21 protein-coding genes and 1 riboswitch are annotated in these 25,599 nt (G+C 56.8%); of the genes, 6 read left to right on the top strand and 15 right to left on the bottom strand.

All coding sequences use genetic code 11. From position 1 onward, the window contains the following. Window positions 1–116: 116 nt before the first annotated feature. The 4 genes from polB to araB form a co-directional block, all read right to left on the bottom strand. Window positions 117–2,474, bottom strand: a complete 2,358-nt coding sequence (gene polB, locus ACMGGX_RS13170; RefSeq protein ID WP_420298469.1) for a DNA polymerase II — start codon at window positions 2,472–2,474, stop codon at window positions 117–119. A gap of 74 nt (window positions 2,475–2,548) precedes the next feature. Then, entirely contained in the window at window positions 2,549–3,244 is a 696-nt protein-coding gene (araD, locus tag ACMGGX_RS13175) for an L-ribulose-5-phosphate 4-epimerase (protein WP_420298470.1), read from the bottom strand. Window positions 3,245–3,330: 86 nt separating this feature from the next. After that, complete coding sequence (araA, locus tag ACMGGX_RS13180; protein WP_420298760.1) at window positions 3,331–4,833, bottom strand: L-arabinose isomerase; 1,503 nt, start codon at window positions 4,831–4,833, stop codon at window positions 3,331–3,333. Window positions 4,834–4,843: 10 nt separating this feature from the next. Next, a complete protein-coding gene (araB, locus tag ACMGGX_RS13185; protein WP_420298471.1) occupies window positions 4,844–6,553 on the bottom strand; it encodes a ribulokinase in 1,710 nt (569 codons plus the stop codon). 337 nt (window positions 6,554–6,890) lie between these two features. On the opposite strand from araB, the gene araC reads away from it, so the two are divergent. Continuing rightward, window positions 6,891–7,736 (top strand): arabinose operon transcriptional regulator AraC, encoded by an 846-nt coding sequence (gene araC / locus ACMGGX_RS13190; protein ID WP_023310373.1) that lies wholly within the window; start codon window positions 6,891–6,893, stop codon window positions 7,734–7,736. Between the two features lie 128 nt (window positions 7,737–7,864). Beyond that, window positions 7,865–8,632: a DedA family protein gene (locus ACMGGX_RS13195; protein WP_023310374.1), complete on the top strand. Its 768-nt coding sequence runs from the start codon at window positions 7,865–7,867 to the stop codon at window positions 8,630–8,632. Window positions 8,633–8,676: 44 nt separating this feature from the next. Here ACMGGX_RS13195 and thiQ read toward each other — a convergent pair whose 3' ends face one another. The 4 genes from thiQ to sgrR form a co-directional block, all read right to left on the bottom strand. Continuing rightward, window positions 8,677–9,378 carry a thiamine ABC transporter ATP-binding protein ThiQ gene (gene thiQ, locus ACMGGX_RS13200; RefSeq protein WP_181594375.1) on the bottom strand — a complete coding sequence of 234 codons (702 nt, stop codon included), beginning with the start codon at window positions 9,376–9,378 and terminating at the stop codon, window positions 8,677–8,679. Further along, the gene (thiP, locus tag ACMGGX_RS13205) at window positions 9,362–10,972 is read right to left on the bottom strand and encodes a thiamine/thiamine pyrophosphate ABC transporter permease ThiP (protein WP_181594376.1); all 1,611 of its coding nucleotides are present in this window, start codon (window positions 10,970–10,972) and stop codon (window positions 9,362–9,364) included. Before thiP ends, thiQ begins: the two co-directional genes overlap by 17 nt. Beyond that, complete coding sequence (gene thiB, locus ACMGGX_RS13210) at window positions 10,948–11,931, bottom strand: thiamine ABC transporter substrate binding subunit (protein WP_420298472.1); 984 nt, start codon at window positions 11,929–11,931, stop codon at window positions 10,948–10,950. Before thiB ends, thiP begins: the two co-directional genes overlap by 25 nt. Before the next feature lie 31 nt (window positions 11,932–11,962). Then, window positions 11,963–12,063: riboswitch (TPP riboswitch) on the bottom strand. Between the two features lie 36 nt (window positions 12,064–12,099). After that, window positions 12,100–13,755 (bottom strand): HTH-type transcriptional regulator SgrR, encoded by a 1,656-nt coding sequence (gene sgrR, locus ACMGGX_RS13215; RefSeq protein WP_420298473.1) that lies wholly within the window; start codon window positions 13,753–13,755, stop codon window positions 12,100–12,102. A gap of 88 nt (window positions 13,756–13,843) precedes the next feature. Here sgrR and sgrT point away from each other — a divergent pair, with 88 nt between their 5' ends. Then, window positions 13,844–13,996 (top strand): glucose uptake inhibitor SgrT, encoded by a 153-nt coding sequence (gene sgrT / locus ACMGGX_RS13220; RefSeq protein WP_023310379.1) that lies wholly within the window; start codon window positions 13,844–13,846, stop codon window positions 13,994–13,996. Between the two features lie 119 nt (window positions 13,997–14,115). Continuing rightward, window positions 14,116–15,294: a sugar efflux transporter gene (locus ACMGGX_RS13225; protein ID WP_023310380.1), complete on the top strand. Its 1,179-nt coding sequence runs from the start codon at window positions 14,116–14,118 to the stop codon at window positions 15,292–15,294. A gap of 48 nt (window positions 15,295–15,342) precedes the next feature. Here ACMGGX_RS13225 and ACMGGX_RS13230 read toward each other — a convergent pair whose 3' ends face one another. The 7 genes from ACMGGX_RS13230 to leuL all read right to left on the bottom strand — a co-directional run bounded on the left by ACMGGX_RS13230 (window position 15,343) and on the right by leuL (window position 21,942). Further along, window positions 15,343–15,924: a cytochrome b/b6 domain-containing protein gene (locus ACMGGX_RS13230; protein ID WP_045400998.1), complete on the bottom strand. Its 582-nt coding sequence runs from the start codon at window positions 15,922–15,924 to the stop codon at window positions 15,343–15,345. A gap of 106 nt (window positions 15,925–16,030) precedes the next feature. After that, on the bottom strand, window positions 16,031–16,921 hold the full coding sequence (locus ACMGGX_RS13235) for a cation diffusion facilitator family transporter (RefSeq protein ID WP_420298474.1): 891 nt from the start codon (window positions 16,919–16,921) through the stop codon (window positions 16,031–16,033). Window positions 16,922–17,082: 161 nt separating this feature from the next. Beyond that, complete coding sequence (leuD, locus tag ACMGGX_RS13240; protein ID WP_420298475.1) at window positions 17,083–17,688, bottom strand: 3-isopropylmalate dehydratase small subunit; 606 nt, start codon at window positions 17,686–17,688, stop codon at window positions 17,083–17,085. A 10-nt stretch (window positions 17,689–17,698) separates the two neighbouring features. Next, on the bottom strand, window positions 17,699–19,099 hold the full coding sequence (gene leuC / locus ACMGGX_RS13245; protein ID WP_063441674.1) for a 3-isopropylmalate dehydratase large subunit: 1,401 nt from the start codon (window positions 19,097–19,099) through the stop codon (window positions 17,699–17,701). A 2-nt stretch (window positions 19,100–19,101) separates the two neighbouring features. Further along, window positions 19,102–20,193: a 3-isopropylmalate dehydrogenase gene (gene leuB, locus ACMGGX_RS13250; RefSeq protein ID WP_348562020.1), complete on the bottom strand. Its 1,092-nt coding sequence runs from the start codon at window positions 20,191–20,193 to the stop codon at window positions 19,102–19,104. Next, on the bottom strand, window positions 20,193–21,764 hold the full coding sequence (gene leuA / locus ACMGGX_RS13255; protein ID WP_029741222.1) for a 2-isopropylmalate synthase: 1,572 nt from the start codon (window positions 21,762–21,764) through the stop codon (window positions 20,193–20,195). Before leuA ends, leuB begins: the two co-directional genes overlap by 1 nt. Window positions 21,765–21,855: 91 nt before the next feature. Then, window positions 21,856–21,942: a leu operon leader peptide gene (gene leuL, locus ACMGGX_RS13260; protein ID WP_071786497.1), complete on the bottom strand. Its 87-nt coding sequence runs from the start codon at window positions 21,940–21,942 to the stop codon at window positions 21,856–21,858. 606 nt (window positions 21,943–22,548) lie between these two features. Between leuL and leuO the strand changes: the two genes are divergently transcribed. Both leuO and ilvI read left to right on the top strand, forming a co-directional pair. Continuing rightward, window positions 22,549–23,493 carry a transcriptional regulator LeuO gene (gene leuO, locus ACMGGX_RS13265; RefSeq protein WP_029741223.1) on the top strand — a complete coding sequence of 315 codons (945 nt, stop codon included), beginning with the start codon at window positions 22,549–22,551 and terminating at the stop codon, window positions 23,491–23,493. A 380-nt stretch (window positions 23,494–23,873) separates the two neighbouring features. After that, complete coding sequence (ilvI, locus tag ACMGGX_RS13270; protein WP_029741224.1) at window positions 23,874–25,598, top strand: acetolactate synthase 3 large subunit; 1,725 nt, start codon at window positions 23,874–23,876, stop codon at window positions 25,596–25,598. Window position 25,599 lies beyond the last annotated feature (1 nt).

A 25,599-nucleotide genomic window follows, 5' to 3' on the forward strand; every position in this document is an offset into this window, starting at 1 on the left:
CTAATCTTTAATTGCAGGCAATAGTTCGACTACCGTCAAAAAAGACGGTCATCGAAAAATGGGTCCGGGAATGGAAAGGGCGCTATGGTACTGGATGGCAGCCATTTCGTCACGCGTCAAAATAGGCCAAGTTGCCCTGTCACTAGTGTAGCAAAATCATCGTCGATGAAGGGCAAAATTCCGTCGGCAACCGGCTGAAGCTGACGCGTCAGATAGTGTTCGTAATCCAGAGGAGAATGCTGATAATCCACGGGTTCCGGGCCGCTAGTGGTCCAGACGTATTTAATGGTTCCCCGGTTTTGATACTGCGGCGCGCGGCCACGGCGGACGTTTTCTTCATCCGCCAGACGCGCGGCGCGTACGTGCGGAGGAACGTTGCGCTGGTACTCCGCCAGCGGGCGGCGCAGGCGCTTGCGGTATGCCAGCTGCGCGTCAAGTTCGCCCGCCATCAGGCTGGCTATCGTCTCGCGCACGTAGTCCTGATACGGCTCATTGCGAAACACCCGCAGATAGAGCGTCTGCTGGAACTGCTGCGCCAGCGGCGTCCAGTCGGTACGTACTGTTTCCAGCCCTTTAAAAACCATCCGCTGCGCGTCGCCTTCCTGAATCAGTCCGGCGTAGCGCTTCTTGCTGCCCTGATCGGTGCCGCGAATGGTGGGCATTAAAAAGCGGGCGAAATGGGTTTCAAATTCCAGCTCCAGCGCGCTGGTTAACCGCTCTTTCTGCAAATGTTCCTGCCACCAGTCGTTCACGAAGGCGACCAGCGCTTTGCCGATTTGCGCGGCGTCGTCTTCTGAATGCGCGCCCTTAAGCCACACAAAGGTGGAGTCCGTGTCGCCGTAGATGACGTCATAGCCCCGGGACTCAATCAGCGCTTTGGTCTGGCGCATGATCTCGTGCCCGCGCATGGTGATCGAGGAGGCCAGACGCGGATCAAAGAAGCGGCAGGCGCTGGTGCCCAGCACGCCGTAAAAGGCGTTCATAATGATTTTCAGCGCCTGTGATAGCGGCTTGTTGCCGTGGCGCTTGGCCTCATCGCGGCCGTGCCAGATGTTTCCCACGATTTCAGGCAGACAGTGTTTTTCCCGCGAGAAGCGTGCGCCGAGGAAACCTTCCGTGCTGTGCTCATCATCCGGCTGGGCCATGCCCTCAACCAGCCCGACGGGATCGATCAGGAAGGTGCGGATAATCGACGGGTAGAGGCTTTTGTAGTCCAGCACCAGCACCGAGTCATACAAACCTGGCTGGGAGTCCATGACGTATCCGCCGGGGCTGGCCTGCGGCGGCACGTCCCCGAGGTTGGGGGCGACGTATCCCGCCCGGTGCATGCGCGGAAAATAGAGGTGGCTAAAGGCCGCTACGGAGCCGCCGTGCCTGTCTGCCGCCAGGCCGTTTACCGTCGCGCGCTCCAGCAGGAACGGCATAATCTCGGTTTTGTGGAAAATCTGCGTGACCAGCTCGCAGTCTTTCAGGTTATAGGTGGCAAGCGCCGGTTTATCTTCATTAAAGCGCCGGTCGATCTCGTCCATTCTGTCCCAGGGGTTGTCGATGGATTTACCTTCGCCAAGCAGCTCCTGCGCGACGGCTTCCAGAGAGAAAGAGGAGAAATTCCAGAAGGCGGACTTAAGCGCCTCGATGCCGTCGATAATCAGGCGACCGTTAGCCTGCGCGAAGAAAACGCCGTTCTTAAAACCGTGCTCACGCCATTCCAGCTCGCTGTTTCCGCGCCCCAGCATCAGCGGGATGCGGTAGCGCTCGGCGTGCTTTTGCAGCACGCGCAGGTCGAACTGCACCACGTTCCAGCCGATCAGGACGTCGGGGTCGTTGTCGGCAAACCACTGGTTAAGCTTCTCCAGCAGCTGCGGGCGGCTGTTGACGTACTCAAGCCGGAAATCCAGCGCGGAGGCATCGCCATTCGGCGGCCCGAGCATATAGACAACCCGATCGCCGCAGCCTTCCAGACCGATGCAGTACAGTTCGCCGTGGCGGGTAGTTTCGATATCCAGTGAGACCCACTTCAGCGGCGGGCGGTAGTGCGGATTGGGCTTCAGGCGCGCGTTAACGAGGCTGCCGCTATGCTCGGTGCCGTCGACCCAGACGGGGGCGGTAATAAACCGCTCCATCAGAAAGCGTTCCGGTGGGCGGATATCGGCTTCGTAGAGCGTCACGCCCGCCTCGCGGAGCAGCTTTTCATAGCGCATCAGCTGTCGATGGGCGCGACAGTAGAGGCCGTAAACCGGCTGGCGGTGGAAATCTTTCAGTTCAAGCGGGGTGATGCGCCAGCCGTTTTCGCCGCGCAGCAGCTGTTTCACCTTCTCGACGTGGGCTTCAGGAATAAAGGCAACGGATTCCTGCGGCGGCAGCGTAACGTGTAGCGGACCGCTGTCGGTTGCCAGCCAGAACGCGACCTCGGTGCCCTGAGGGGTATCCCGCCAGTGTCGGGTCAGTAAAAAGCCTTCTTGCGCCTGCGCCACGCCGTTATCCCAGAAAACAAAACCAGGCCTGATTATAGCCTGGTTAAGATTTTAATGCTGGGTTTATATACAGTTTACTGCCCGTAATAGGCCTTCGCGCCGTGCTTGCGCAGGTAATGCTTATCCAGCAGGGTTTGCTGCATATCCGGCAGCTGCGGCGCCAGCTGGCGACAGAAGATCCCCATATAGGCGACCTCTTCGAGCACGATGGCGTTATGCACCGCGTCTTCCGCGTTTTTACCCCAGGCAAACGGGCCGTGGGAGTGCACCAGCACGCCGGGCATCTGCGCCGCATCGATCCCCTGTTTTTCGAAGGTTTCGACAATCACGTTCCCCGTTTCCCACTCGTACTCACCGCCGATCTCCGCATCGGTCATCAGACGCGTGCAGGGAATGGTGCCGTAAAAGTAGTCCGCGTGGGTGGTGCCGGTCGCCGGGATGGACTGGCCCGCCTGCGCCCAGATGGTGGCGTGGCGCGAATGGGTATGCACAATGCCGCCGATGGTCGGGAATGAGCGGTACAGCAGGCGGTGAGTCGGCGTATCGGAGGACGGCTTTTTCTTCCCTTCGACCACTTCGCCGGTCTCAAGGCTGACCACGACCATATCGTCTGCGGTCATCACCGTGTAATCCACGCCGGAAGGCTTAATCACCAACACGCCTTTTTCCCGGTCAACGGCGCTGACGTTGCCCCATGTCAGGGTGACCAGATTGTGTTTCGGCAGCGCCAGGTTGGCTTCGAGCACCTGACGTTTGAGATCGTCTAACATTGTTGTCTCCTGCCGGATGGCGCTTCGCTTATCCGGCCTACAGAACCGTAGGCCCGGTGAGCACAGCGTCACCGGGCATTCCGTACTTAGCGTTTTGAACCGTAATAGACTTCGTTCCAGCGCAGCGCGTCTTTGAAGGCAGGCAGGCGGGTATCGTTATCAATCACGGTCAGCTCGATGTCGTGCAGCTCGGCGAACTGACGCATGTCGTTCAGATCCAGCGCGTGGCTGAACACCGTGTGGTGCGCGCCGCCGGCCAGGATCCAGGCCTCAGAGGCGGTTGGCAGGTCAGGCTGTGCTTTCCACAGAGCGTTGGCCACCGGCAGTTTCGGCAGGGAGTGCGGCGTTTCAACCGCATCGACGCAGTTCACCAGCAGGCGGAAGCGATCGCCGAGGTCGATCAGGCTGGCGTTGATGGCCGGGCCCGTACGGGTGTTGAAGATCAGACGCGCCGGATCGGCTTTACCGCCGATGCCGAGGTACTGCACGTCGAGGATCGGTTTCTCTTCCACGGCGATCGTCGGGCACACTTCCAGCATGTGGGAGCCGAGCACCAGGTCGTTGCCGTTTTCGAAGTGATAGGTGTAGTCCTCCATAAAGGAGGTGCCGCCCTGCAGACCGGTTGACATCACCTTCATGATGCGAAGCAGAGCGGCAGTTTTCCAGTCGCCTTCGCCCGCAAAGCCGTAACCCTGCTGCATCAGACGTTGAACCGCCAGACCCGGCAGCTGTTTCAGGCCGTGGAGGTCTTCAAAGGTGGTGGTAAAGGCGTGGAAGCCGCCCTGTTCCAGGAAGCGCTTCATGCCCAGCTCGATGCGCGCCGCGTCCAGCACGTTCTGGCGCTTGTCGCCGTTGATTTGTGCCGCAGGCGTCAGGCGGTAGCTGCTTTCGTACTCGTCCACCAGCGCGCTCACGTCGCCGTCGCTGATTTCATTCACCACCTGCACCAGGTCGCCCACGGCCCAGGTATTCACAGAGAAGCCGAACTTGATCTGCGCGGCGACTTTATCGCCGTCGGTGACCGCCACTTCACGCATGTTGTCGCCGAAACGCACTACTTTCAGATGGCGGGTATCCTGTTTGGATACTGCCTGGCGCATCCAGGAGCCGATACGCTGTTGCGCCTTGCCATCCTGCCAGTGGCCGGTGACCACCGCGTGCTGCTGGCGCATACGCGCGCCGATGAAGCCGAACTCGCGGCCGCCGTGCGCGGTCTGGTTCAGGTTCATAAAGTCCATGTCGATGTTGTCCCACGGCAGGGAGGCGTTGAACTGGGTATGGAACTGCAGCAGCGGCTTGTTGAGGATAGACAGGCCGTTGATCCACATTTTGGCGGGTGAGAAGGTGTGCAGCCACACCACCAGACCGGCGCATTTATCGTCGTAGTTCGCGTCGCGGCATATATGGGTGATCTCATCCGGCGTCGTGCCCAGCGGTTTCAGCACCAGTTTGCACGGCAGTTTGGCTTCCGCGTTCAGCGCGTTAACGACGTGCTCCGCGTGTTTCGTCACCTGCTGCAGCGCTTCCGGTCCGTACAGATGCTGGCTGCCAATCACAAACCACACTTCATAGTTATTAAAAATGGTCATCATCGTGTCCTTAATGGGTCAGGGTTGCCGTAGTGTCCGCGGTGCTTTTGGCCGGGGCGGCGACAGGGAGATAGTGAAGTTCGGCGCTTTTTGCCCATTGCTGGTAGCGCTGATAAAGCTGTTCAAAGCGCTGTGCCTGCTGGGCGCGCGGCTGGAGCGTGTTTTCGACGGCGCTCGCCATATGCTGCTGCGCAGTCGGGATGTCGGCATGAACGCCTGCGGCCACGGCGGTGAAAATCGCCGCGCCCAGCGCGCAGCACTGATCGGAGGCCACAATCTGCAGCGGACGGTTCAGCACGTCGCAGCAGGCCTGCATGATCACCGGGTTTTTACGGGCGATGCCGCCCAGCGCCATCACGTTGTTCACGTCGATGCCCTGCCCGGTGAAGCACTCCATAATGGCGCGGGCACCGAAGGCCGTTGCGGCAATCAGACCGCCGAACAGCGCAGGGGCGTCGGTCGCCAGGTTGAGATCCGCGATCACCCCTTTCAGGCGCTGGTTGGCAAACGGCGTTCGGCGGCCGTTAAACCAGTCCAGCACCACCGGGAGGTGATCGAGAGACGGATTTTTTGCCCAGGCTTCGGTGAGCTGCGGCAGAAGCTGCTTTTTGCTGTCGGCTATCTGGGTTTTCAGTTCAGGATGCGCCGCCGCCAGCTGGTCCAGCGGCCAGCCGAGCACGCGGCCAAACCAGGCATAGATATCGCCAAACGCGGACTGACCGGCTTCCAGACCGATAAAGTCCGGCACCACGCTGCCGTCAACCTGGCCGCAGATGCCTTTCACCGCGCGGTCGCCGACGGTGCCTTTATCCGCCGTCAGGATGTCGCAGGTTGAGGTTCCGATGACTTTGACCAGCGTGTTTGGCTGTGCGCCCGCGCCCACGGCGCCCATATGGCAGTCAAAGGCGCCGCCGGAGATGGCCACGTTCTGAGGCAGGCCGAGGCGCGTCGCCCACTCTTCGCAGAGGGTGCCGACCGGAATATCGGCGGTGAAGGTGTCGGTAAACAGCGGGTACGTCAGACTCTTGTTGACGATCGGATCGAGCTCGTCGAAGAACGCGGCCGGAGGCAGACCGCCCCAGCTTTCGTGCCACAGGGATTTATGCCCGGCGCTGCAGCGGCCGCGGCGGATATCCTGCGGGCGAGTGGTGCCGGAGAGCAGGGCAGGCACCCAGTCGCACAGCTCAACCCATGACGCCGCAGCCTGCGCAACGGCTGCGTCGGCACGGGTGACGTGGAGTATCTTCGCCCAGAACCATTCGCTGGAATAAATCCCGCCGATGTAGCGCGAGTAGTCTGTTTTGCCCGGCTGATGGCACAGGCGGGTGATGGCTTCGGCCTCTTCCACGGCGGTGTGGTCTTTCCACAGCACGAACATGGCGTTCGGGTTGTCGGCAAACTCCGGGCGCAGCGCCAGCACGCGGCCTTCGGCATCCACAGGGGCAGGCGTGGAGCCGGTGCTGTCGACGCCAATCCCGACAATCTCAGCCCGCTGGGCGCCGGTCAGTTCGGCCAGGACGGTTTTGATCGCCGCTTCCATCGACTCGATATAGTCACGCGGATGGTGACGGAACTGGTTGTTAGGCGCATCGCAGTAGCGCCCCTCTTGCCAGCGCGGGTACCACTCAACGCTGGTTGCTATCTCCTGGCCGGACGTACAGTCCACTGCCAGCGCGCGAACCGAATCGCTGCCAAAATCGAGGCCAATCGCAATTGCCATGGTGTTGCTCCATCGAAAAAACAGGTATGGAAGAACATTAGAGACTGGGGAAAAAAGTCGTCAGGCAGGATCCGCTAATCTTATGGACTAAATTGCTGTTACAACGGAAAGTGTGACGCCGTGCAAATATTCAATGTGGACATTTCTGCCGCACTTATAGACACTTTTGTTACTGGTTATCTGCCTGCTCTGGCGGAGAAATCAGGGGGAAAGGCTGAAACATGGCGGACGTAAAAGCGGCGTGATGCTTTTTGGATCTTTTCGCGGGCCATTTTAAAGCTGCTTTTAGTGATATGGACAATTGGTTTCCTTCAGGACCCTTGGGAGAACTGAATCTATGGCCGAAACGCAAAACGATCCCCTGCTGCCGGGATACTCGTTTAACGCGCACCTTGTGGCGGGACTGACCCCTATCGAGGCTGAGGGATACCTCGACTTTTACGTCGACCGACCGCTCGGCATGAAAGGGTATATCCTCAATCTGACCGTGCGAGGAGAAGGGATCATCAAGAACGGTGACCAGCAGTTTGTCTGCCGCCCCGGCGATATCCTGCTGTTCCCGCCGGGGGAGATCCACCACTATGGCCGTCATCCCGATGCCAAAGAGTGGTATCACCAGTGGGTCTATTTCCGTCCGCGCGCCTACTGGCAGGAATGGCTTTCGTGGCCAGCTATTTTTGCGCACACCGGTTTTTATCGCCCGGATGAGGTTCATCTGGCGCAGTTTCGCGAGCTTTTTGCGCAGATTATCGAGGCGGGACAGGCCGGTGGTCGTTACGCTGAACTGCTGGCGATTAACCTGCTCGAACAGCTGCTGCTTCGCCGCATGGAGGCGATTAACGAGTCGCTTAACCCCCCGCTGGACAACCGCGTTCGCGACGCCTGCCAGTATATCAGCGACCACCTGGCCGATAGCCAGTTTGATATCGCCAGCGTTGCTCAGCACGTCTGCCTGTCGCCGTCGCGGCTGTCGCATCTGTTCCGCCAGCAGCTTGGGGTCAGCGTGCTGAGCTGGCGCGAGGATCAGCGCATCAGCCAGGCAAAGCTGCTGCTCAGCACCACCCGGATGCCGATTGCCACCGTCGGACGCAACGTGGGCTTCGAGGATCAGCTCTATTTCTCCCGGGTATTTAAAAAATGCACCGGTGCCAGCCCGAGCGAATTCCGCGCGGGATGTGAATAAACGGTAAAAAAAGATAAACAAACAGGTGAATGCAGAAAGCAACCTGTAAACTATTCAGACAATTGTTGCCTTGACGCGGTGCGGGGCGCTAAGCAGAATCGCTGATTCGTTTTCTGACCGGAATAGTTATGCAGGCATTGCTGGAACACTTTATTACCCAGTCCGTTATGTACTCTCTCATCGCCGTGGCGCTGGTGGCGTTTCTGGAATCGCTGGCGCTGGTTGGGCTGATCCTGCCCGGCACCGTCATGATGGCCGGGCTTGGGGCGCTGATTGGCAGCGGCGAGGTTAATTTCTGGCAGGCGTGGCTGGCCGGGATTATCGGCTGCCTGCTCGGCGACTGGATCTCCTTCTGGCTGGGCTGGCGCTTTAAGAAGCCGCTGCACCGCTGGTCGTTCATGAAAAAGAACAAAGCCCTGCTGGATAAAACCGAGCATGCGCTGCATCAGCACAGCATGTTTACCATCCTCGTCGGCCGCTTTGTCGGGCCAACGCGTCCGCTGGTGCCGATGGTGGCGGGGATGCTGGATCTGCCCGTCGCGAAATTCGTGGTGCCGAACATTATCGGCTGCGTCTTCTGGCCGCCGTTCTACTTCCTGCCGGGGATCCTGGCCGGCGCGGCCATCGATATTCCTGACGGTATGCAAAGCGGCGAGTTTAAGTGGCTGCTGCTGGGCACGGCTGTGCTGCTATGGCTGGCGGCATGGCTCTGCTGGCGGCTGTGGCGCAGCGCGAAAGCCAGCGTCGATCGTCTGACGCGCTATCTTCCGCGCACTCGTCTTTTGTGGTTGGCCCCGCTGACGCTGGGCGTGGCCGTGGTGGCCCTGGTCGCGCTGATTCGCCACCCGCTGATGCCGGTGTACGGCGAGATTTTATTAAAAGTGGTGAGCCGTTAACGACGATTTCCCTCTCCCCGTGGGAGAGGGCCAGGGTGAGGGCATCAGACGGCACGAATGCCCAACAGTGAAGACGCCCCCGCTTTACCGCTCAGCAGTTCTTCAGTTTTTCCATCCCACAAAATACGCCCTTCGGCAATCACTACCGATCGCGGGGCGATGCGGGCAGCATCCTCAATACTGTGTGAAACCATCAGCATCGTCAGCTGCTGGCGCTGGCAGACGTCCTGCACCAGGGCGAGCATCTCCTGGCGCAGCGCGGGATCGAGCGCCGAGAACGGCTCATCCAGCAGCAGGATCGGCTGCTCGCGGACCAGACATCGCGCCAGCGCCACGCGCTGACGCTGGCCGCCGGAAAGCTCGCCCGGCAGCCTGTCGATGAACTCGTTGATCCCCATCTGGGCGGCAATGATCTCCAGCTTCTGGCGCTGGGCATCGTTCAGCCTGAGTCCCGGATGCATTCCCAGCGCGATGTTTTGCCGCACCGTCAGGTGGGTAAACAGGTTGTTTTCCTGAAACAGCATTGAGACCGGACGTTTTGCGGGCGGCGTGTAGGTATGATCTTGATTGTTAATGACGATCGCACCGCTTGCCGGCTGCAGAAAACCCGCAATCAGATTAAGCAGCGTGCTTTTTCCCGCGCCGCTTGGGCCAAGCACGGCGATCATCTCTCCCTGGCGCACGGAGAGCGTGAAGCGCATCGGCAGATGCTGGTAAAGCCAGGTTACATCAGTCAGTTTTAACATCACGCCCCGGAAGTTTTTCGATAACGGTAAATAAGGCAAAGCACAGCAGCAGCAGTAACAGCGCGGTGACCGCGCCGTCCTGACTGCGATAAGAGCCGATCTGCTGATAGAGCCAGTATGGCAGCGTGCGGAAATCGTCATTGCCAAAGAGAGCCACCACGCCAAAATCCCCAATCGACAATACGCAGGCAAACGCCAGCGCCTGCGCCAGCGGGCGTTTTAGCGCGCGGAGCTCGACCACCTTCAGCCGCTGCCAGCCCTGCATACCCAGCGACTGGCACAGCAAACCGTAGCGGCTGTTGACGTCGCGCATCGGGTTTTCCAGCACCTTAAGCGCGTAAGGGATGGCCATCAGGGCGTTGGTAAAAATCACAATGCCATCGGCGCTTTCCGGTAGGCCGACGGTGCTGTTGAACAGTAAAAAGAAGCCCGTCGCCAGCACGATGCCCGGCATCGCCAGAATCAGCATGCCCGTCAGCTCCAGCATTTGCCCGGCCTTACGGGCCTGACGCGCGTAGAGTTCGCGGCTGCTCCACAGCAGCATCATGGTCAGCATGACGCACAGTAACCCTGCCGCCAGCGCGATACGCAGCGAGGTCCATGTCGCCTGCCAGAGTACGGGCTGTTGCAGGACGGAGATGAGATTGAGGTTCAGTCCGTCAACGATAACGGCCATCAGCGGCGGCAGCAGAAGCAGGAGCGCCAGCGCGATCAGAATAAAATCGGTAACGCGGCTGTGCAGGCTGTCCTGCGGATCGCGCCAGCCGGTTATTTGATTACTGCCAGCGGGAATGGCTTTACTCAGCCGCTGGCTCAACAGCACCAGCACAAGGCAGCACGCCATCTGCACCATCGCCAGCAGCGCGGCGCGACCGGGATCGTAGTCGTAACTCAGCGCCTGGTAAATCGCCAGCTCAATGGTGGTGGCCTGCGGCCCGCCGCCGAGCGACAGCACGGTGGCAAAGCTGGCAAAGCAGAGCATAAAGATTAACGCCGCGACGGGCGGGATCTGGCGGCGCAGCCACGGCCATTCGACAAAGCGGAAGAACGACACGCCGCGCATGCCGAGCTGGGCAGCAACCTGGCGCTGCTCGCCGGGAATGTTCTCCAGCGCCTGCAAGAAGAGGCGCGTTGCCATCGGCATATTAAAAAACACGTGCGCCAGCAGAATGCCCTGCAGGCCGTAAGGAGAGAATGACCATTCCAGACCAAGCTGGCCGAACAGCGAAGCCAGCCAGCCCTGGCGACCGTAAACGCTGAGGATGCCAAATACCGCCACCAGCACGGGCAGGATCAGCGTCATGGCGCACAGGCGCAGCAGTGCCAGCCTGCCGGGAAAACGCCTCCGATACAGGGCGCGCGCCAGGAAAATGGCCGGGATCGCCGACAGCAGGGCAGAGAGAGACGCCTGCCAGAAGGAGAACCGGATCACGTGCCAGAGGTAGCTGTCGTGCCAGAGGGCGAGCAGGTCGCTCTCTGGCGCGTTGAACCACAGTGCAAGAAAAGCCCCCAGGCTGAGCGCCACCATCACTGTGGCGGCGAGCAGCCCGGGAAGTAACCAGCCGGGAATCAACGGCTGACGGCGCGTTGCCATTCACTTACCCATACTGCACGCTGCGCGGCGACCTGCTGCGGCGTAAACTCCAGCGAGGTGTTTGGTTTGGTCAGCTGCTCGAAACCTGCGGGCAGGGTAACGTTAGTGACCGGATACATCCAGTTACCAGCCGGGATGGCATTCTGGAACCCCGGTGAAACCATAAACTTCAGGAACTTCTCGGCCAGCTCCGGCTGTTTGCTGGCGGCGGTACGCGCGGCGACTTCCACCTGCAGATAGTGCCCTTCAGCAAAATTAGCGGCAGCATAGTTATCTTTCTTCTCGGCGATGATGTGGTAGGCCGGAGAGGTGGTGTAGCTCAGCACCAGGTCGCTTTCGCCTTTCAGGAATAGGCCATAGGCTTCGCTCCAGCCCTTGGTCACGGTGACGGTTTTGGCGGCCAGTTTCTGCCACGCCTCCGGCGCTTTATCCCCGTAGACCTTTTGCATCCACAGCAGCAGGCCCAGGCCCGGCGTGCTGGTGCGCGGATCTTCATAAATCACGCGCCATTTCTGGTCACTTTCCACCAGCTCTTTCAGGCTCTTCGGCGGGTTTTTCAGCTTATTTTTGTCGTAAACAAAAGCAAAGTAGCCATAGTCGAACGGCACAAAGGTGTCGTTTTTCCAGCCGCCCGGCACGTTAACGGCATCTGCCGCTACGCCGCTTTTGGCAAACAGTTTAGTTTGCGAGGCGGCTTCCAGCAGGTTGTTATCCAGCCCGAGCACCACGTCGGCCTTGCTGTTTTTCCCTTCCATGCGCAGACGGTTGAGCAGCGACACGCCATCTTCCAGCGCCACGAACTTCAGCTCGCAGTTACAGTCCGCTTCAAAGGCTTTTTTAACCACCGGGCCAGGGCCCCAGTCGGCAGAGAAGGAGTCATAGGTGTAGACCGTCAGGACGGGCCTGGCAAAAGCAGGCAGCGCAAACAGCGCCAGCAGGGGAAGAACTTTTTTTAACACTTTGCACCTCAAGGTTGAGTGGCAAAGGATTTTGAGCAACAGCCTCAAATCCCTTCGCCGGCGTTATCCGGATCAGGTTCGACGGGTATTATCTCAGCGCACATCTTTGATGCAGCACCCCGTTGAGAACGGCGCTATTGTAATGATTTGGTGAATATTACGAAAGCGTTATGGCTCCGGCGGCGCAAACCAGGCGGATTTAAAATCAAACCAGCCCAGGGTATTCATCCGCAGGCCGCGCATGCTGCGCTGGCCATGGATCATCAGCCAGTGGTGGATCAAGGGTACGATCGCCTGCTCGGCCAGCAGCTGCTGGCACCACGCTGCAAGATTCATTTCGCCCGCGCGCCACAGGGCGGCATCCTGCTGCCAGTCACGGTTGATGCAGTGCTGGATCAGCGGGACTTCATACAAATGCGAGAAAAGGGAAAAATCGAGCGGCAGGGTAAAGTTGGCGCTGTTGAGCCAGATATCACTGGCGATCTCCCCCTGATGCCATTCGTCATAGTCCACTTCCCTGACCTCTAACCTGACCCCCTCGGCTGCCAGCAGTCGGGTCATGATTCTGGCGATAAAACGATGCTCCACGTGCTCGCGGTAGTAGGTCAGGGTGATGGACTCCAGCCCTGCGGGTTTGTCGCAGTGAACCGGGCGGGCGTGGTGCCAGCGCGGAAGCAGGCCGTACGCTGGGAACCAGTATGTCTGGTACTGCTCTTCCGCATGGTAAATCAGATTGGAAGGGGACAAAACGTGGCTGATCCACTTGCGGACGGCCTGGTTTGCCCCACGGTGGGTGCGGCGGTCAAACAGGAGATAGTAACATCCCTCCTCGAGGCGACTCTCCACGGCTTTTTCTCCCGTGGTGGGGCCTTCCAGCGTCAGCCCGCAGCTCAGGTCTTCATTGAGATCCGGCAATACCCAGACGTTCACTTCGTCGATCAGCGCCCGATAGCCAAAGTAGTCGTCGAACGCGCGGATTTTCAGCTGGTTGCTGTTATTGCGGGACACGGAATAAGGCCCGGTGCCAATCGGCAGGCTGGCAAAGTTGTTCATTGATTCCCACTCGCCGGGCAAAATCATCGACGGCACGTAGCCCAGCAGCCAGGGAAGCCACTTATCCTGCTGCGACAGCTCAATATCCAGCGTCCAGGCCGTGGGGGAGTGGACGCGGGAGATATGCGAGTAGAGCGGGAGCCTGCGGGCACGTTCCAGAGAGGCGATGACGTCGTGCATTTCCAGCTCGCGGCCGTGGTGAAAGTGGATGCCGGGGCGTAAAAAGAAGCGCCAGTGGCGCGGAGAAAGCTGCTGCCAGTGGTGCGCGATATCCGCTTCCAGTTCCCCGTTTTCCTCATTTATGCGCGTCAGGCCGCTGAAGATTTGCCGGGCCATGTGGGTTTCTGAGCGGCGTAAGGCCGTGCCGGGCAACAGATTTTTCATCGGACGGTAGTAGAGCACCCGCAGAATGTGTCGGCCCTGACGAAAGCTGCGCCCGAGATGGGAAACCAGCATCTGGCGCACGGCGGCTTTGTCGCCCACCAGCTGCACCAGCTGATCGATGCGATCCTGCTCGAGCAGATCTTCCGCGCGCTGCTGCTGCAGCGCCAGCCCGGTATAGAGGAAAGTCAGCCGCGAGCGTTTGCCGCGTCCCGCCTCCGCTTCCCAGCTTAACCAGCCCTGCTGCTGCATGGTGTTGAGCAGCGTGCGCATATGGCGGCGGGAGCAGCTAAGCAGGTCAGCCAGCTCGTTGAGCGTGGTCTCCTGCGATTGCCCCTCGCAGCACTGCCAGAGGCGGATAAACTGTTGTTGCAGACGACCGGAAGGCATAAAAGGGGAACTCCTGACAAAAAACCAGCAATTTATTTATCCCTATATTAGGCCAATAATTCTCCCCGATGAAGCGAGGAGGTAAATTATGAAGAGGTCTACCGCACGTCAGTTCTATCAGCAGTACTTTTCAGCGACAAAAGGAGCGTCCTGGCTGGCCCGCCGGTGTGCAGAGCAACGGCTGAAAACGTTAGAAGAATTGATGCAGTGGGACGTTACAGCCCCGACCTCTTCCCGCTAACTCGCCTCGATCATGTGTGACTGAGTATTGGTGCTTATCACCCGCCAGCAAAATGTTTTTGCTGGCTTTTTTCGTTTACTATTCACCCAATTTCGATTCGCTTTCACAAGGACTTGCGCATGCTGTGGTTGATGACGATGGGGCGACGCCTGAACGGCGTGTATGCCGCTTTTATGCTGGTGGCCTTTATGATGGGCGTGGCGGGGGCGCTGCAGGCGCCGACGCTGAGCCTGTTTCTCAGCCGCGAGGTGGGGGCGCAGCCGTTTTGGGTTGGCCTGTTTTACACTGTTAACGCCATTGCCGGGATCCTGGTCAGCCTCGCGCTGGCGAAACGATCGGACAGCCAGGGCGATCGCCGCAGGCTGATCCTCTTTTGCTGCGCCATGGCCGTGGGTAACGCGCTGCTCTTTGCCTTCAACCGTCATTATCTGACGCTCATTACCTGCGGCGTGCTGCTGGCTTCGCTGGCGAACACCGCCATGCCGCAGCTGTTCGCGCTGGCCCGTGAATATGCGGATAACTCGGCGCGTGAAGTGGTGATGTTCAGCTCGGTGATGCGCGCCCAGCTTTCGCTGGCGTGGGTCATTGGCCCGCCGCTGGCCTTCATGCTGGCGTTGAACTACGGCTTTACCACCATGTTTTCCATCGCCGCCGGGATTTTTGTCATCAGCCTGGCGCTGATTGCCTTCGCGCTGCCGTCCGTGGCGCGAGTCGAACAGACGACGGATAAACCTGTCACCGAAGTGAGCGGCTGGCAGGACAAAAACGTCCGCATGCTGTTTATTGCCTCCACGCTGATGTGGACCTGCAACACCATGTACATCATCGATATGCCGCTGTGGATCAGCAGCGATCTGGGCCTTCCGGACAAGCTTGCGGGGATCTTAATGGGCACTGCCGCCGGGCTGGAAATCCCGGCAATGATTCTGGCGGGTTACTACGTTAAGCGTTTTGGAAAGCGCAGGATGATGATCGTCGCCGTGGCGGCCGGAGTGCTGTTCTACGCGGGGCTGATCCTTTTCCATTCGCGGGAAGCGTTGCTGGCGCTGCAGCTGTTTAACGCCGTGTTTATTGGGATTGTTGCCGGGATCGGCATGCTCTGGTTTCAGGATCTCATGCCCGGCCGTGCCGGCTCGGCGACCACGCTTTTTACCAACAGCATTTCAACCGGGGTGATTCTGGCGGGCGTGATTCAGGGGGCGCTGGCGCAAAGCTACGGGCATGCGTCTGTCTACTGGATGATTGCGGCGCTATCCGTCGTGACGCTTCTGCTGACCTGCCGCGTAAAAGACGTGTGATCGGATGAACGAAACGGAGCCCAGGAACGCCGGGCTCTGCGAACCGTTTTATTCTGAATACTGATATTTACGTTGCGCGCGTAGCGTCAGGTACATATGGACTAGGCCCATGAAGCCGTGTGCCCAGAAATATGTCTCGATAAAGACCGTCAGGAATTTATGCAAATCTAAGACGGATTCCGTGACGGACGAAACCGGCCCGAGCGTGGCGTTCAGCACGAACCAGGCCGCGCCGCAGAGTGCAACGCCCAGCAGCGCCAGCACGCCCAGACCTTGCACCGTTGCCGCCATACCGCCAGCATGCGCGTCAGGAAGCTGACGCTGCGCGAGGGTGCGAATATCGTCAACAATTCCGCGAAAATCCAGCGCCAGCCAGGCGAAGTAATACTTAAATCCGCGCTGGGTTAACATCCATGCCATCATGGCAATGCCACAAAAAATTAAACCAAATCCGGAGATAACATGGATCCAGGTGACAATTCCGTTCAGCCCGGATTCGTGGAGGGCTTCACTTTCGGTGAAATTAGAATTGATAATCTGGGCCAGGACCAGTACGGCCACAAGAATGTGCAGTATGCGAAGAAAAGGCGTTTCTTTATGGGGAAGCGTATCACGTAATGTTGGTTTCATCGCATTTTACCTCAATAATGAGAGAGCTGATGCGATGCAGTGTGACGCAGATTAATTAACGAAACCTTAACGATCGGTTGCGTCACACTGTATTTATGCGTTTCGATTAGAGGGCAGGATCAATATGCGTCATCACGTTCAGCACATTGAATTTTTGCATCACGTTATTTCTGGCATTCACTGCAATCTGATGTCCTTCTTTTACGCTTAATTCGCCGTTTACTTCCAGATGAACATCGACAAGGGCTAAATCACCCATCTTGCGGGTTTTTAAATCATGGAGTCCGGTGACGCCCTCGGTTGCGAGAAGACACGTTTTGATGTCGTGCTCAAGCTCGGGCTCCAGCGAACGGTCCATCAGATCGTGCAGGGCATCGGCTGAAAATTTGTAACCCATGTGGGCGATGAATACTCCGACAATCAGGGCCGCAATGAGGTCCATCGCGTGAAATCCCACTAAATTCCCGGCAATGCCGATGGCGACAACCACTGACGACGCTGCGTCAGAACGGGCATGCCAGGCATTGGCTATCAGCAGCGAGGACTGAATACGTTTTCCCGTGGCAAACATGTATCTGAACAGGCTTTCCTTTACCACCAGCGCCAGAATCGCCACCCACAACGCGGCCCCTTTCACCAGCTGATGCGTCTCGGGGTGAAGCAGTTTATTCCCTGCGGACCAGAGCATCCCGACCCCCACAAGCAGCAGAATAGCGCCAATAATGAGCTTTGCACCGTTTTCGAAACGCAGATGACCGTAATGATGATCGATATCAGAAGCTTTCTGACTCTTTTTATTCGCAATCAAAACGACAAAGTCGGAGGATAAATCGGAAAGAGAATGAATCCCATCAGCAATTAAACCCTGTGAGCCGGAAAATATTCCTGCAACTATCTGAAAGGCGGTGAGTAAACTATTTATTATTACGCTTACTAATGTGCATTTATGTATTTCCCGAGAACGGATATGAGACTCATTGCCATTTTTCTTTTCCATGATTATTTCCGCTGTCAGCTGATTGAGCGGTTATTCTGCGCAGGAAACATTAAATTGACATTAAATATAACGTCATTAGTGGCTGGGTTTGGAAGTATTTACAGAAGGAGGCGGATATCGGGATAAAACGCGGCCTGCAGAATGGACTGCAGGCCGGAGAATTATTTCATAAATGCAGGTTGTTTGTTTTCGTAAGCGGCAATCGCCGCGTCGTGCTGGAGAGTTAAACCAATGCTGTCCAGACCTTTCAGCATGCAGTGACGGCGGAAGGCATCAATGCTGAAGCTGTAGGTCTTATCCCCGGCTTTCACCACTTCGGCTTCCAGATCCACTTCAAACGAAATGCCCGGATTCGCCTTAACCAGCGCGAACAACTCATCGACCTGTTCATCGCTCAGCGTGACGGGCAGCAGCTGGTTGTTGAAGCTGTTGCCGTAGAAGATATCCGCGAAGCTAGGGGCAATGACCACTTTAAAACCGTAGTCGGTGAGCGCCCACGGTGCGTGTTCACGGGATGAGCCGCAGCCAAAGTTTTCGCGTGCCAGCAAAATGGAGGCGCCTTTGTATTCCGGGAAGTTCAGAACGAATTCCGGATTAGGCACTTCTCCCTTATCGTCCAGGAAACGCCAGTCGTTAAACAGATGGGCGCCGAAACCGGTACGCGTCACTTTCTGCAGAAACTGTTTTGGAATAATAGCGTCTGTATCGACGTTAGCGGAGTCCAGCGGGACAACACGGCCCGTATGTTGGGTAAATTTCTCTGCCATGATTGTCTCCTTATTTCAGGCTGCGAATATCGGCGAAATGGCCGGTGACTGCCGCAGCGGCGGCCATTGCCGGGCTGACCAGATGGGTGCGCCCACCGCGGCCCTGACGGCCTTCAAAGTTACGGTTGCTGGTGGAGGCGCAGCGCTCACCCGGATTCAGGCGATCGTTGTTCATGGCCAGACACATGGAGCAGCCGGGCAGGCGCCACTCGAAGCCAGCTTCGATAAAGATCTTATCCAGACCTTCGGCTTCCGCCTGGGCTTTCACCGGGCCGGAGCCAGGTACCACCAGCGCCTGCACGCCTGGTGCCACTTTGCGGCCTTTGGCAATCTCGGCGGCGGCACGCAAATCCTCGATACGGGAGTTGGTGCAGGAACCGATAAAGACTTTATCAATGGTCACATCGGTCAACGGCACGCCGGGCTTCAGTCCCATATAGGCCAGCGCTTTTTCGGCACTGGCGCGCTCGACCGGATCGGTAAAGGATGCCGGGTCCGGGATATTGTCGTTGACGGAAATTACCTGGCCCGGGTTGGTGCCCCAGGTCACCTGAGGCGCAATCTCTTCTGCCTGCAGCGTGACGACGGTGTCAAAGGCTGCGCCATCGTCGGTTTTCAGGGTTTTCCAGTAAGCTACCGCGTCGTCAAAATTCTGACCTTTCGGCGCGTGCAGACGACCCTTCACGTAGTTGAAGGTGGTTTCGTCCGGCGCGACCAGACCGGCTTTTGCGCCCATCTCAATGGCCATATTGCACAGGGTCATGCGCCCCTCCATGCTCAGCGCCTGGATGGCTTCCCCGCAGAACTCGACAACATGACCGGTGCCGCCCGCGCTGCCGGTTTTACCGATGATGGCCAGCACGATATCTTTTGCGGTAATACCCGGTGCGGCTTTACCCTTCACTTCAATCTTCATGGTTTTGGCGCGGCCCTGTTTCAGGGTCTGCGTTGCCAGCACATGTTCCACCTCGGAAGTGCCAATCCCGAACGCCAGAGCGCCAAACGCGCCGTGGGTCGCGGTATGGGAGTCCCCGCAGACGATGGTCATGCCCGGCAGGGTGATCCCTTGCTCAGGCCCCATCACGTGGACGATGCCCTGGTACGGATGGTTCAGGTCGTAAAGCTCAACGCCAAACTCGTTGCAGTTCTTAATCAGCTCCTGCATCTGGATACGCGCCATCTCACCCGAGGCATTAATGTCTTTGGTCTGGGTGGATACGTTGTGATCCATCGTCGCGAAGGTTTTACCCGGCTGACGTACCGGGCGCTTGTGCGCCCGCAGGCCGTCAAATGCCTGAGGAGAGGTCACTTCGTGCACCAGATGACGGTCAATGTACAGCAGCGGGGTTTCGTTTGGCGCCTCGTACACAACGTGCGCATCAAACAACTTTTCATATAACGTCTTAGCCATGATTACACCCCTTCAGCGACATAGCGGGCAATGATGTCGCCCATTTCATCGGTACTGACTGCCGCCGTGCCGCATGCTAAATCGCCGGTACGGACGCCTTCTTCTAACGCCCGGTTAATGGCGTTCTCAATTGCGGTTGCCGCATCGCCTGCATCCAGGCTGTAGCGCAGCAGCAGGGCCAGGGAGAGGATCTGCGCAATCGGGTTAGCAATATTTTTGCCGGCAATATCCGGCGCGGAGCCGCCCGCAGGCTCGTACAGGCCAAAGCCTTCTTCATTCAGGCTTGCGGAGGGCAGCATGCCCATCGAGCCGGTGATCATCGCGCACTCGTCAGAGAGAATATCGCCGAACAGGTTGGAGCACAGCAGCACGTCAAACTGGGAAGGATCTTTAATCAGCTGCATGGTCGCGTTGTCGATATACATGTGCGACAGCGCGACGTCCGGGTACTGCTTAGCGACTTCACTGACGATCTCGCGCCACAAAATGGAAGACTGCAGCACGTTTGCTTTATCAATGGAGGTCACTTTATGGCGGCGTTTGCGCGCCGACTCGAACGCGATATGGGCGATACGTTCGATTTCGAAACGGTGATACACCTCGGTGTCGAACGCTTTCTCGTGTTGTCCGCTGCCTTCGCGGCCTTTTGGCTGACCGAAGTAGATCCCGCCGGTCAGTTCACGCACGCACAGAATGTCGAAACCGTTGGCGGCGATATCCGCGCGCAGCGGGCAGAACTCTTCCAGACCCTGATACAGCTTCGCCGGACGCAGGTTGCTGAACAGCTTGAAATGTTTACGCAGCGGCAGCAGCGCGCCGCGCTCTGGCTGCTCTGCCGGCGGCAGGTGTTCCCATTTCGGGCCACCGACGGAACCAAACAGCACGGCATCGGCATTTTCGCAGCCTTCCACGGTCGCTTTTGGCAGCGGCGTACCGTGGTTATCAATTGCAATACCGCCCACGTCGTAGTGGCTGGTGGTGATTTTCATCGCAAAACGCGCGCGAACGGCTTCCAGTACTTTCAGCGCCTGTGCCATTACTTCCGGACCAATACCGTCGCCCGGCAACACAGCAATATGGTAATTCTTCGACATTACACGGTTTCCTTGTTGTTCTCTTTATTCTGAGCTTTGCGTTGCAACTCTTTTTCGACTTCGGCGGCGCGCCAGATGTTGTTCAGAACATGCACCATCGCTTTCGCGGAGGATTCAACAATATCGGTCGCCAGGCCCACGCCATGGAAGCGGCGGCCATTGTGGGTAACAACAATGTCGACCTGACCCAGTGCATCTTTGCCGTGGCCCTTGGCCGTCAGGTCATACTTCACCAGCTCAACGTCGTACTCGGTGACGCGATTAATCGCCTGGTAGATGGCATCGACAGGGCCGTTACCGTTAGCGGCCTCTGCTTTAATTTCATCCCCGCAGGCCAGTTTGACCGAGGCGGTGGCGATGTCGCTGGAGCCGGACTGCACGTTGAAGTAATCCAGACGGAAGTGCTCCGGCTCTTCCTGCTGCTTGTTAATAAAGGCCAGCGCTTCCAGGTCATAGTCGAACACCTGGCCTTTTTTGTCGGCCAGTTTCAGGAACGCGTCGTACAGCTGGTCCATGTTGTAATCGCTGTCCTTATAACCCATCTCTTCCATACGATGTTTAACCGCCGCGCGACCGGAACGGGAGGTCAGGTTCAACTGCACCTGATTCAGGCCGATGGATTCCGGGGTCATGATTTCGTAGTTTTCACGATTCTTCAGGACGCCATCCTGGTGAATACCGGAGGAGTGCGCGAAGGCGCCGGTACCGACAATTGCTTTGTTAGCCGGAATGGGCATGTTGCAAATCTGGCTGACGGTCTGGCTGGTGCGCCAGATTTCGTTGTGATTAATGCGGGTGTGCACGTCCATGATGTCTTTGCGCACTTTGATCGCCATGATCACTTCTTCCAGCGAACAGTTGCCCGCGCGTTCGCCGATACCGTTCATCGCGCCTTCTACCTGACGCGCGCCAGCGTGGACGGCGGCGATAGCATTGCCTACGGCCAGACCCAAATCATCGTGGGTGTGGACGGAGATAATTGCTTTATCAATATTCGGCACGCGGTCATACAGGCCGGTGATGATGTTGGAGAACTCAAACGGCATGGTGTAGCCGACGGTGTCCGGGATGTTGATGGTTTTCGCGCCCGCGTTGATGGCGGCTTCCACAACGCGCGCCAGGTCTTCGATTGGCGTACGGCCCGCATCTTCACAGGAGAACTCAACGTCATCGGTATAGTTGCGTGCGCGTTTAACCATGTAGACCGCGCGCTCAATCACCTCATCCAGCGTGCTGCGCAATTTGGTTGCGATGTGCATAGGTGAGGTAGCAATAAAGGTGTGGATACGGAACGCTTCGGCGACCTTCAGCGACTCGGCGGCGACGTCGATGTCTTTCTCTACGCAGCGCGCCAGGGCACAGACGCGGCTGTTTTTAATGGTGCGCGCAATGGTCTGTACGGATTCGAAATCACCCGGGGAAGAGACAGGGAAACCGACTTCCATCACGTCGACACCCATACGTTCGAGAGCCAGCGCGATCTGCAGTTTCTCTTTTACACTCAGGCTTGCCTGTAATGCCTGTTCACCGTCACGTAAAGTAGTATCGAAAATAATGACTTGCTGGCTCATGGGTTAGGTCCTTGTCAGTCTTAGGGCGCCTTGCTACGAGCATAAAAAAACCCGCGCAGTGGCGCGGGTTTTTAGTCTTACTGGTGACGATTCAACGCTGAATTTCGCCCGCCAGTCTACCGCGCACAGTGGATGCGTTTAGTAGTAGTAGACCGGTGAAACGAATGGTGCGTGTCATGAATCGTGCTCCGTTAAATTCAATATGCTTTTAGTGGTACTGGATACGGCTGTTCATGTCAACCCCTGAGGATGAAAACGGGCCCGACAGACGGAATCAACAGGATATTCACTTTAGCTAATTGTGCTGGTTTTAGCTTTTCCTGCCCGACTAATTGTCTAATTTTGGACTTAAGAAAAGAGTTGCAGAAACAAATAAATATAATTGTTTAAAAATGAGTGAAATGTCTTGAAGAGGATGCTTTGTGCTTAAAGAGTTTGGATATCATTAAGTTATAAATGCAGTGAATCTATTTCTGAGTGCTAAAAAACGAACAGAGATAACAGGTTGTTAACTAATTGTAGGGACATAGCAATAACAGTTTAATAATACTTAAGTCATCATTAACCTGATGGCAATTGTATATTTGTTTGGTTTATGGTTTCATTCAGATCCTAAAGTCAAACATATCATTTTCGCTCATTAATTTTCGTTAATATAGAGTCTTTATATATTCCGAATTTTAAATAATTCTCTTTCGCTGATCGTATTTGCATGATAAATCATATTTTTCGAGATTATTGCAGTACGTTGGCAAAGGAGTGTAGCGTGACAGTGGAGTCAGAAGTGCCAGAAAATAATATTAAACAGTCTCAAGCTACTGATGGGATTAAACCGCAGTTACGCACGGTGGATCTGAATCTTCTGACGGTGTTTGATGCGGTCATGCAGGAACAGAATATCACCCGCGCGGCTCAAGCGTTGGGGATGTCACAACCTGCGGTGAGTAATGCCGTTGCCAGGCTTAAGCTCATGTTTAACGACGAATTATTTGTTCGCTACGGGAGGGGGATCCAGCCTACGGCACGCGCATTCCAGCTGTTCGGCTCCATCCGCCAGGCGTTACAACTGGTCCAAAATGAGCTGCCGGGATCGGGCTTTGAACCGTTAAGCAGCGAGCGCGTATTTCATCTTTGTGTCTGCAGCCCATTAGATAATTATTTAACGTCAATTATCTATAATAAAGTTGAAGAGATCGCACCAAATATCCATCTTGTTTTTAAATCATCCCTGAATCAAAACACGGAACATCAGTTACGCTATCAGGAGATCGAATTCGTTCTCGGATATGAAGAGTTCCGTCGTCCGGAATTTTCCTGCGTGCCGCTGTTTAAAGATGAAATGGTTCTGGTCGCCAGTAAAAAACACCCGCGCCTGAATTCTCCGCTGCGAGAAAACGATGTTTATAACGAGCAGCACGCCGTTGTTGCGCTCGACAGATATGCTTCCTTTAGCCTGCCGTGGTATGACACTGCGGATAAACAGGCGAGCGTGGCTTATCAGGGCATGGCCATGGTCAGCGTATTAAACGTGGTTTCCCAGACACAGCTGGTGGCAATTGCGCCGCGCTGGCTGGCAGAAGAGTTTTCTGACCCTTTAAATCTGCAAATTTTGCCTCTGCCGCTCAAGCTAAATAGCCGTACCTGTTATCTTTCCTGGCATGAAGCCGCGGGTCGGGATAAAGGACATCAGTGGATGGAAGAGTTGCTGGTTGGCATCTGCCGCCGGTAAACGCATCAGGATAAATCGCATCGGTTTATGTGATTTATCCTGAGTTTTTCTAGATACTTGCTATTTTGTTCTGTGAAGCTTTTTTTCGGGCTGCTCTCCGGCGCGCAAAAATAGATGATTTCCTGCATTGTCGCGGTTTTCAGCGATGATTTATCATCCCATCCTCTATTCCCAGAGGAATTAACCATATCTTCTGATAACGGCTGCTTTTTCTGCTTTACGCACCGTTTATCTCACCGGGTTTGCTAATTGCCTGCCTCATAACGAGCGGTTAAGGTAAAGAACACTCTGCAAAATATAAGATTGGTTTATCCCAATCGTAAGACGGTGCGGAAATGAATTCGGCAGTCCGTCTATAACAAAATGCCTGGAGGCAAAGCATGGAGATGTTGTCTGGCGCGGAAATGGTCGTTCGGTCGCTGATCGATCAGGGCGTAAAGCAAGTGTTCGGCTACCCTGGCGGTGCGGTCCTCGATATTTATGATGCGCTGCATACGGTTGGGGGCATTGACCATGTTCTGGTACGTCACGAGCAGGCGGCGGTACACATGGCTGACGGCCTGGCACGTGCGACGGGTGAAGTGGGCGTGGTATTAGTCACGTCCGGCCCCGGCGCGACAAACGCCATTACCGGCATTGCGACGGCCTATATGGACTCCATTCCGCTGGTGATCCTCTCCGGGCAGGTGGCAACCTCACTGATTGGCTACGATGCGTTTCAGGAGTGCGACATGGTCGGGATTTCGCGTCCCGTTGTGAAGCACAGCTTCCTGGTCAAGCAAACAGAAGACATTCCCGGCATACTGAAAAAAGCCTTCTGGCTGGCGGCGAGCGGACGCCCGGGACCGGTGGTGGTCGATCTGCCTAAAGATATTCTCAACCCGGCAAACAAGCTGCCTTATGTCTGGCCGGAATCGGTCAGCATGCGCTCTTATAACCCCACAACGCAGGGGCATAAAGGTCAGATCAAGCGAGCGTTGCAAACGCTTCTGGCCGCCAAAAAACCGGTGGTCTATGTCGGTGGCGGGGCGATCAACTCTGCCTGTGAAGCCCAGCTTCGTGAACTGATTGAAAAGCTTAACCTTCCCGTTGCGTCGTCGCTGATGGGGCTGGGGGCGTTCCCTGCCACCCATCGTCAGGCGCTGGGGATGCTGGGTATGCACGGTACCTATGAAGCCAACATGACAATGCATCATTCCGATGTGATCTTTGCCGTCGGCGTGCGCTTTGACGATCGCACCACCAACAACCTGGCGAAGTATTGTCCGAACGCCACCGTGCTGCACATTGATATCGATCCAACGTCAATTTCAAAAACGGTGTCGGCCGATGTGCCGATCGTCGGCGATGCCCGTCAGGTTCTGGAGCAAATGCTGGACCTGCTGACCCAGGAGAGTGCAACCCAGCCGCTGGATGAGATCCGCGACTGGTGGCAGCAGATTGAACAGTGGCGCGCGCGTCAGTGCCTGAAATATGACACGCAAAGTGAAAACATTAAGCCGCAGGCGGTCATTGAAGCGGTGTGGCGACTGACGAAAGGTGAGGCGTACGTGACCTCAGACGTGGGGCAGCATCAGATGTTTGCCGCCCTGTATTACCCGTTTGATAAACCGCGACACTGGATCAACTCCGGTGGTTTAGGAACCATGGGCTTTGGTCTGCCTGCCGCGCTGGGCGTGAAGCTGGCGCTGCCGAATGAAACCGTCGTCTGCGTGACGGGGGACGGCAGTATTCAGATGAACATTCAGGAGCTGTCTACCGCGCTGCAGTATGAACTGCCGGTACTGGTGCTGAACCTGAATAACGGGTATCTCGGTATGGTCAAGCAGTGGCAGGATATGATCTACTCTGGCCGCCACTCCCAGTCCTACATGAAATCGCTGCCGGATTTTGTTCGTCTTGCTGAAGCTTATGGCCACGTAGGCATGCGGGTGACCGATCCGGCTGAGCTGGAAACGAAGCTCGCACAGGCGCTTGAGCACGTTAAAAACAACCGCCTCGTCTTTATGGATGTGATTGTTGATGGAACCGAGCACGTTTATCCGATGCATATTCGTGGTGGTGGTATGGATGAAATGTGGTTAAGCAAAACGGAGAGAACCTGAT

The sequence above is a fragment of the Enterobacter sp. BNK-29 genome (genome assembly GCF_048684785.1).
GTDB lineage: Bacteria > Pseudomonadota > Gammaproteobacteria > Enterobacterales > Enterobacteriaceae > Enterobacter > Enterobacter cloacae_M.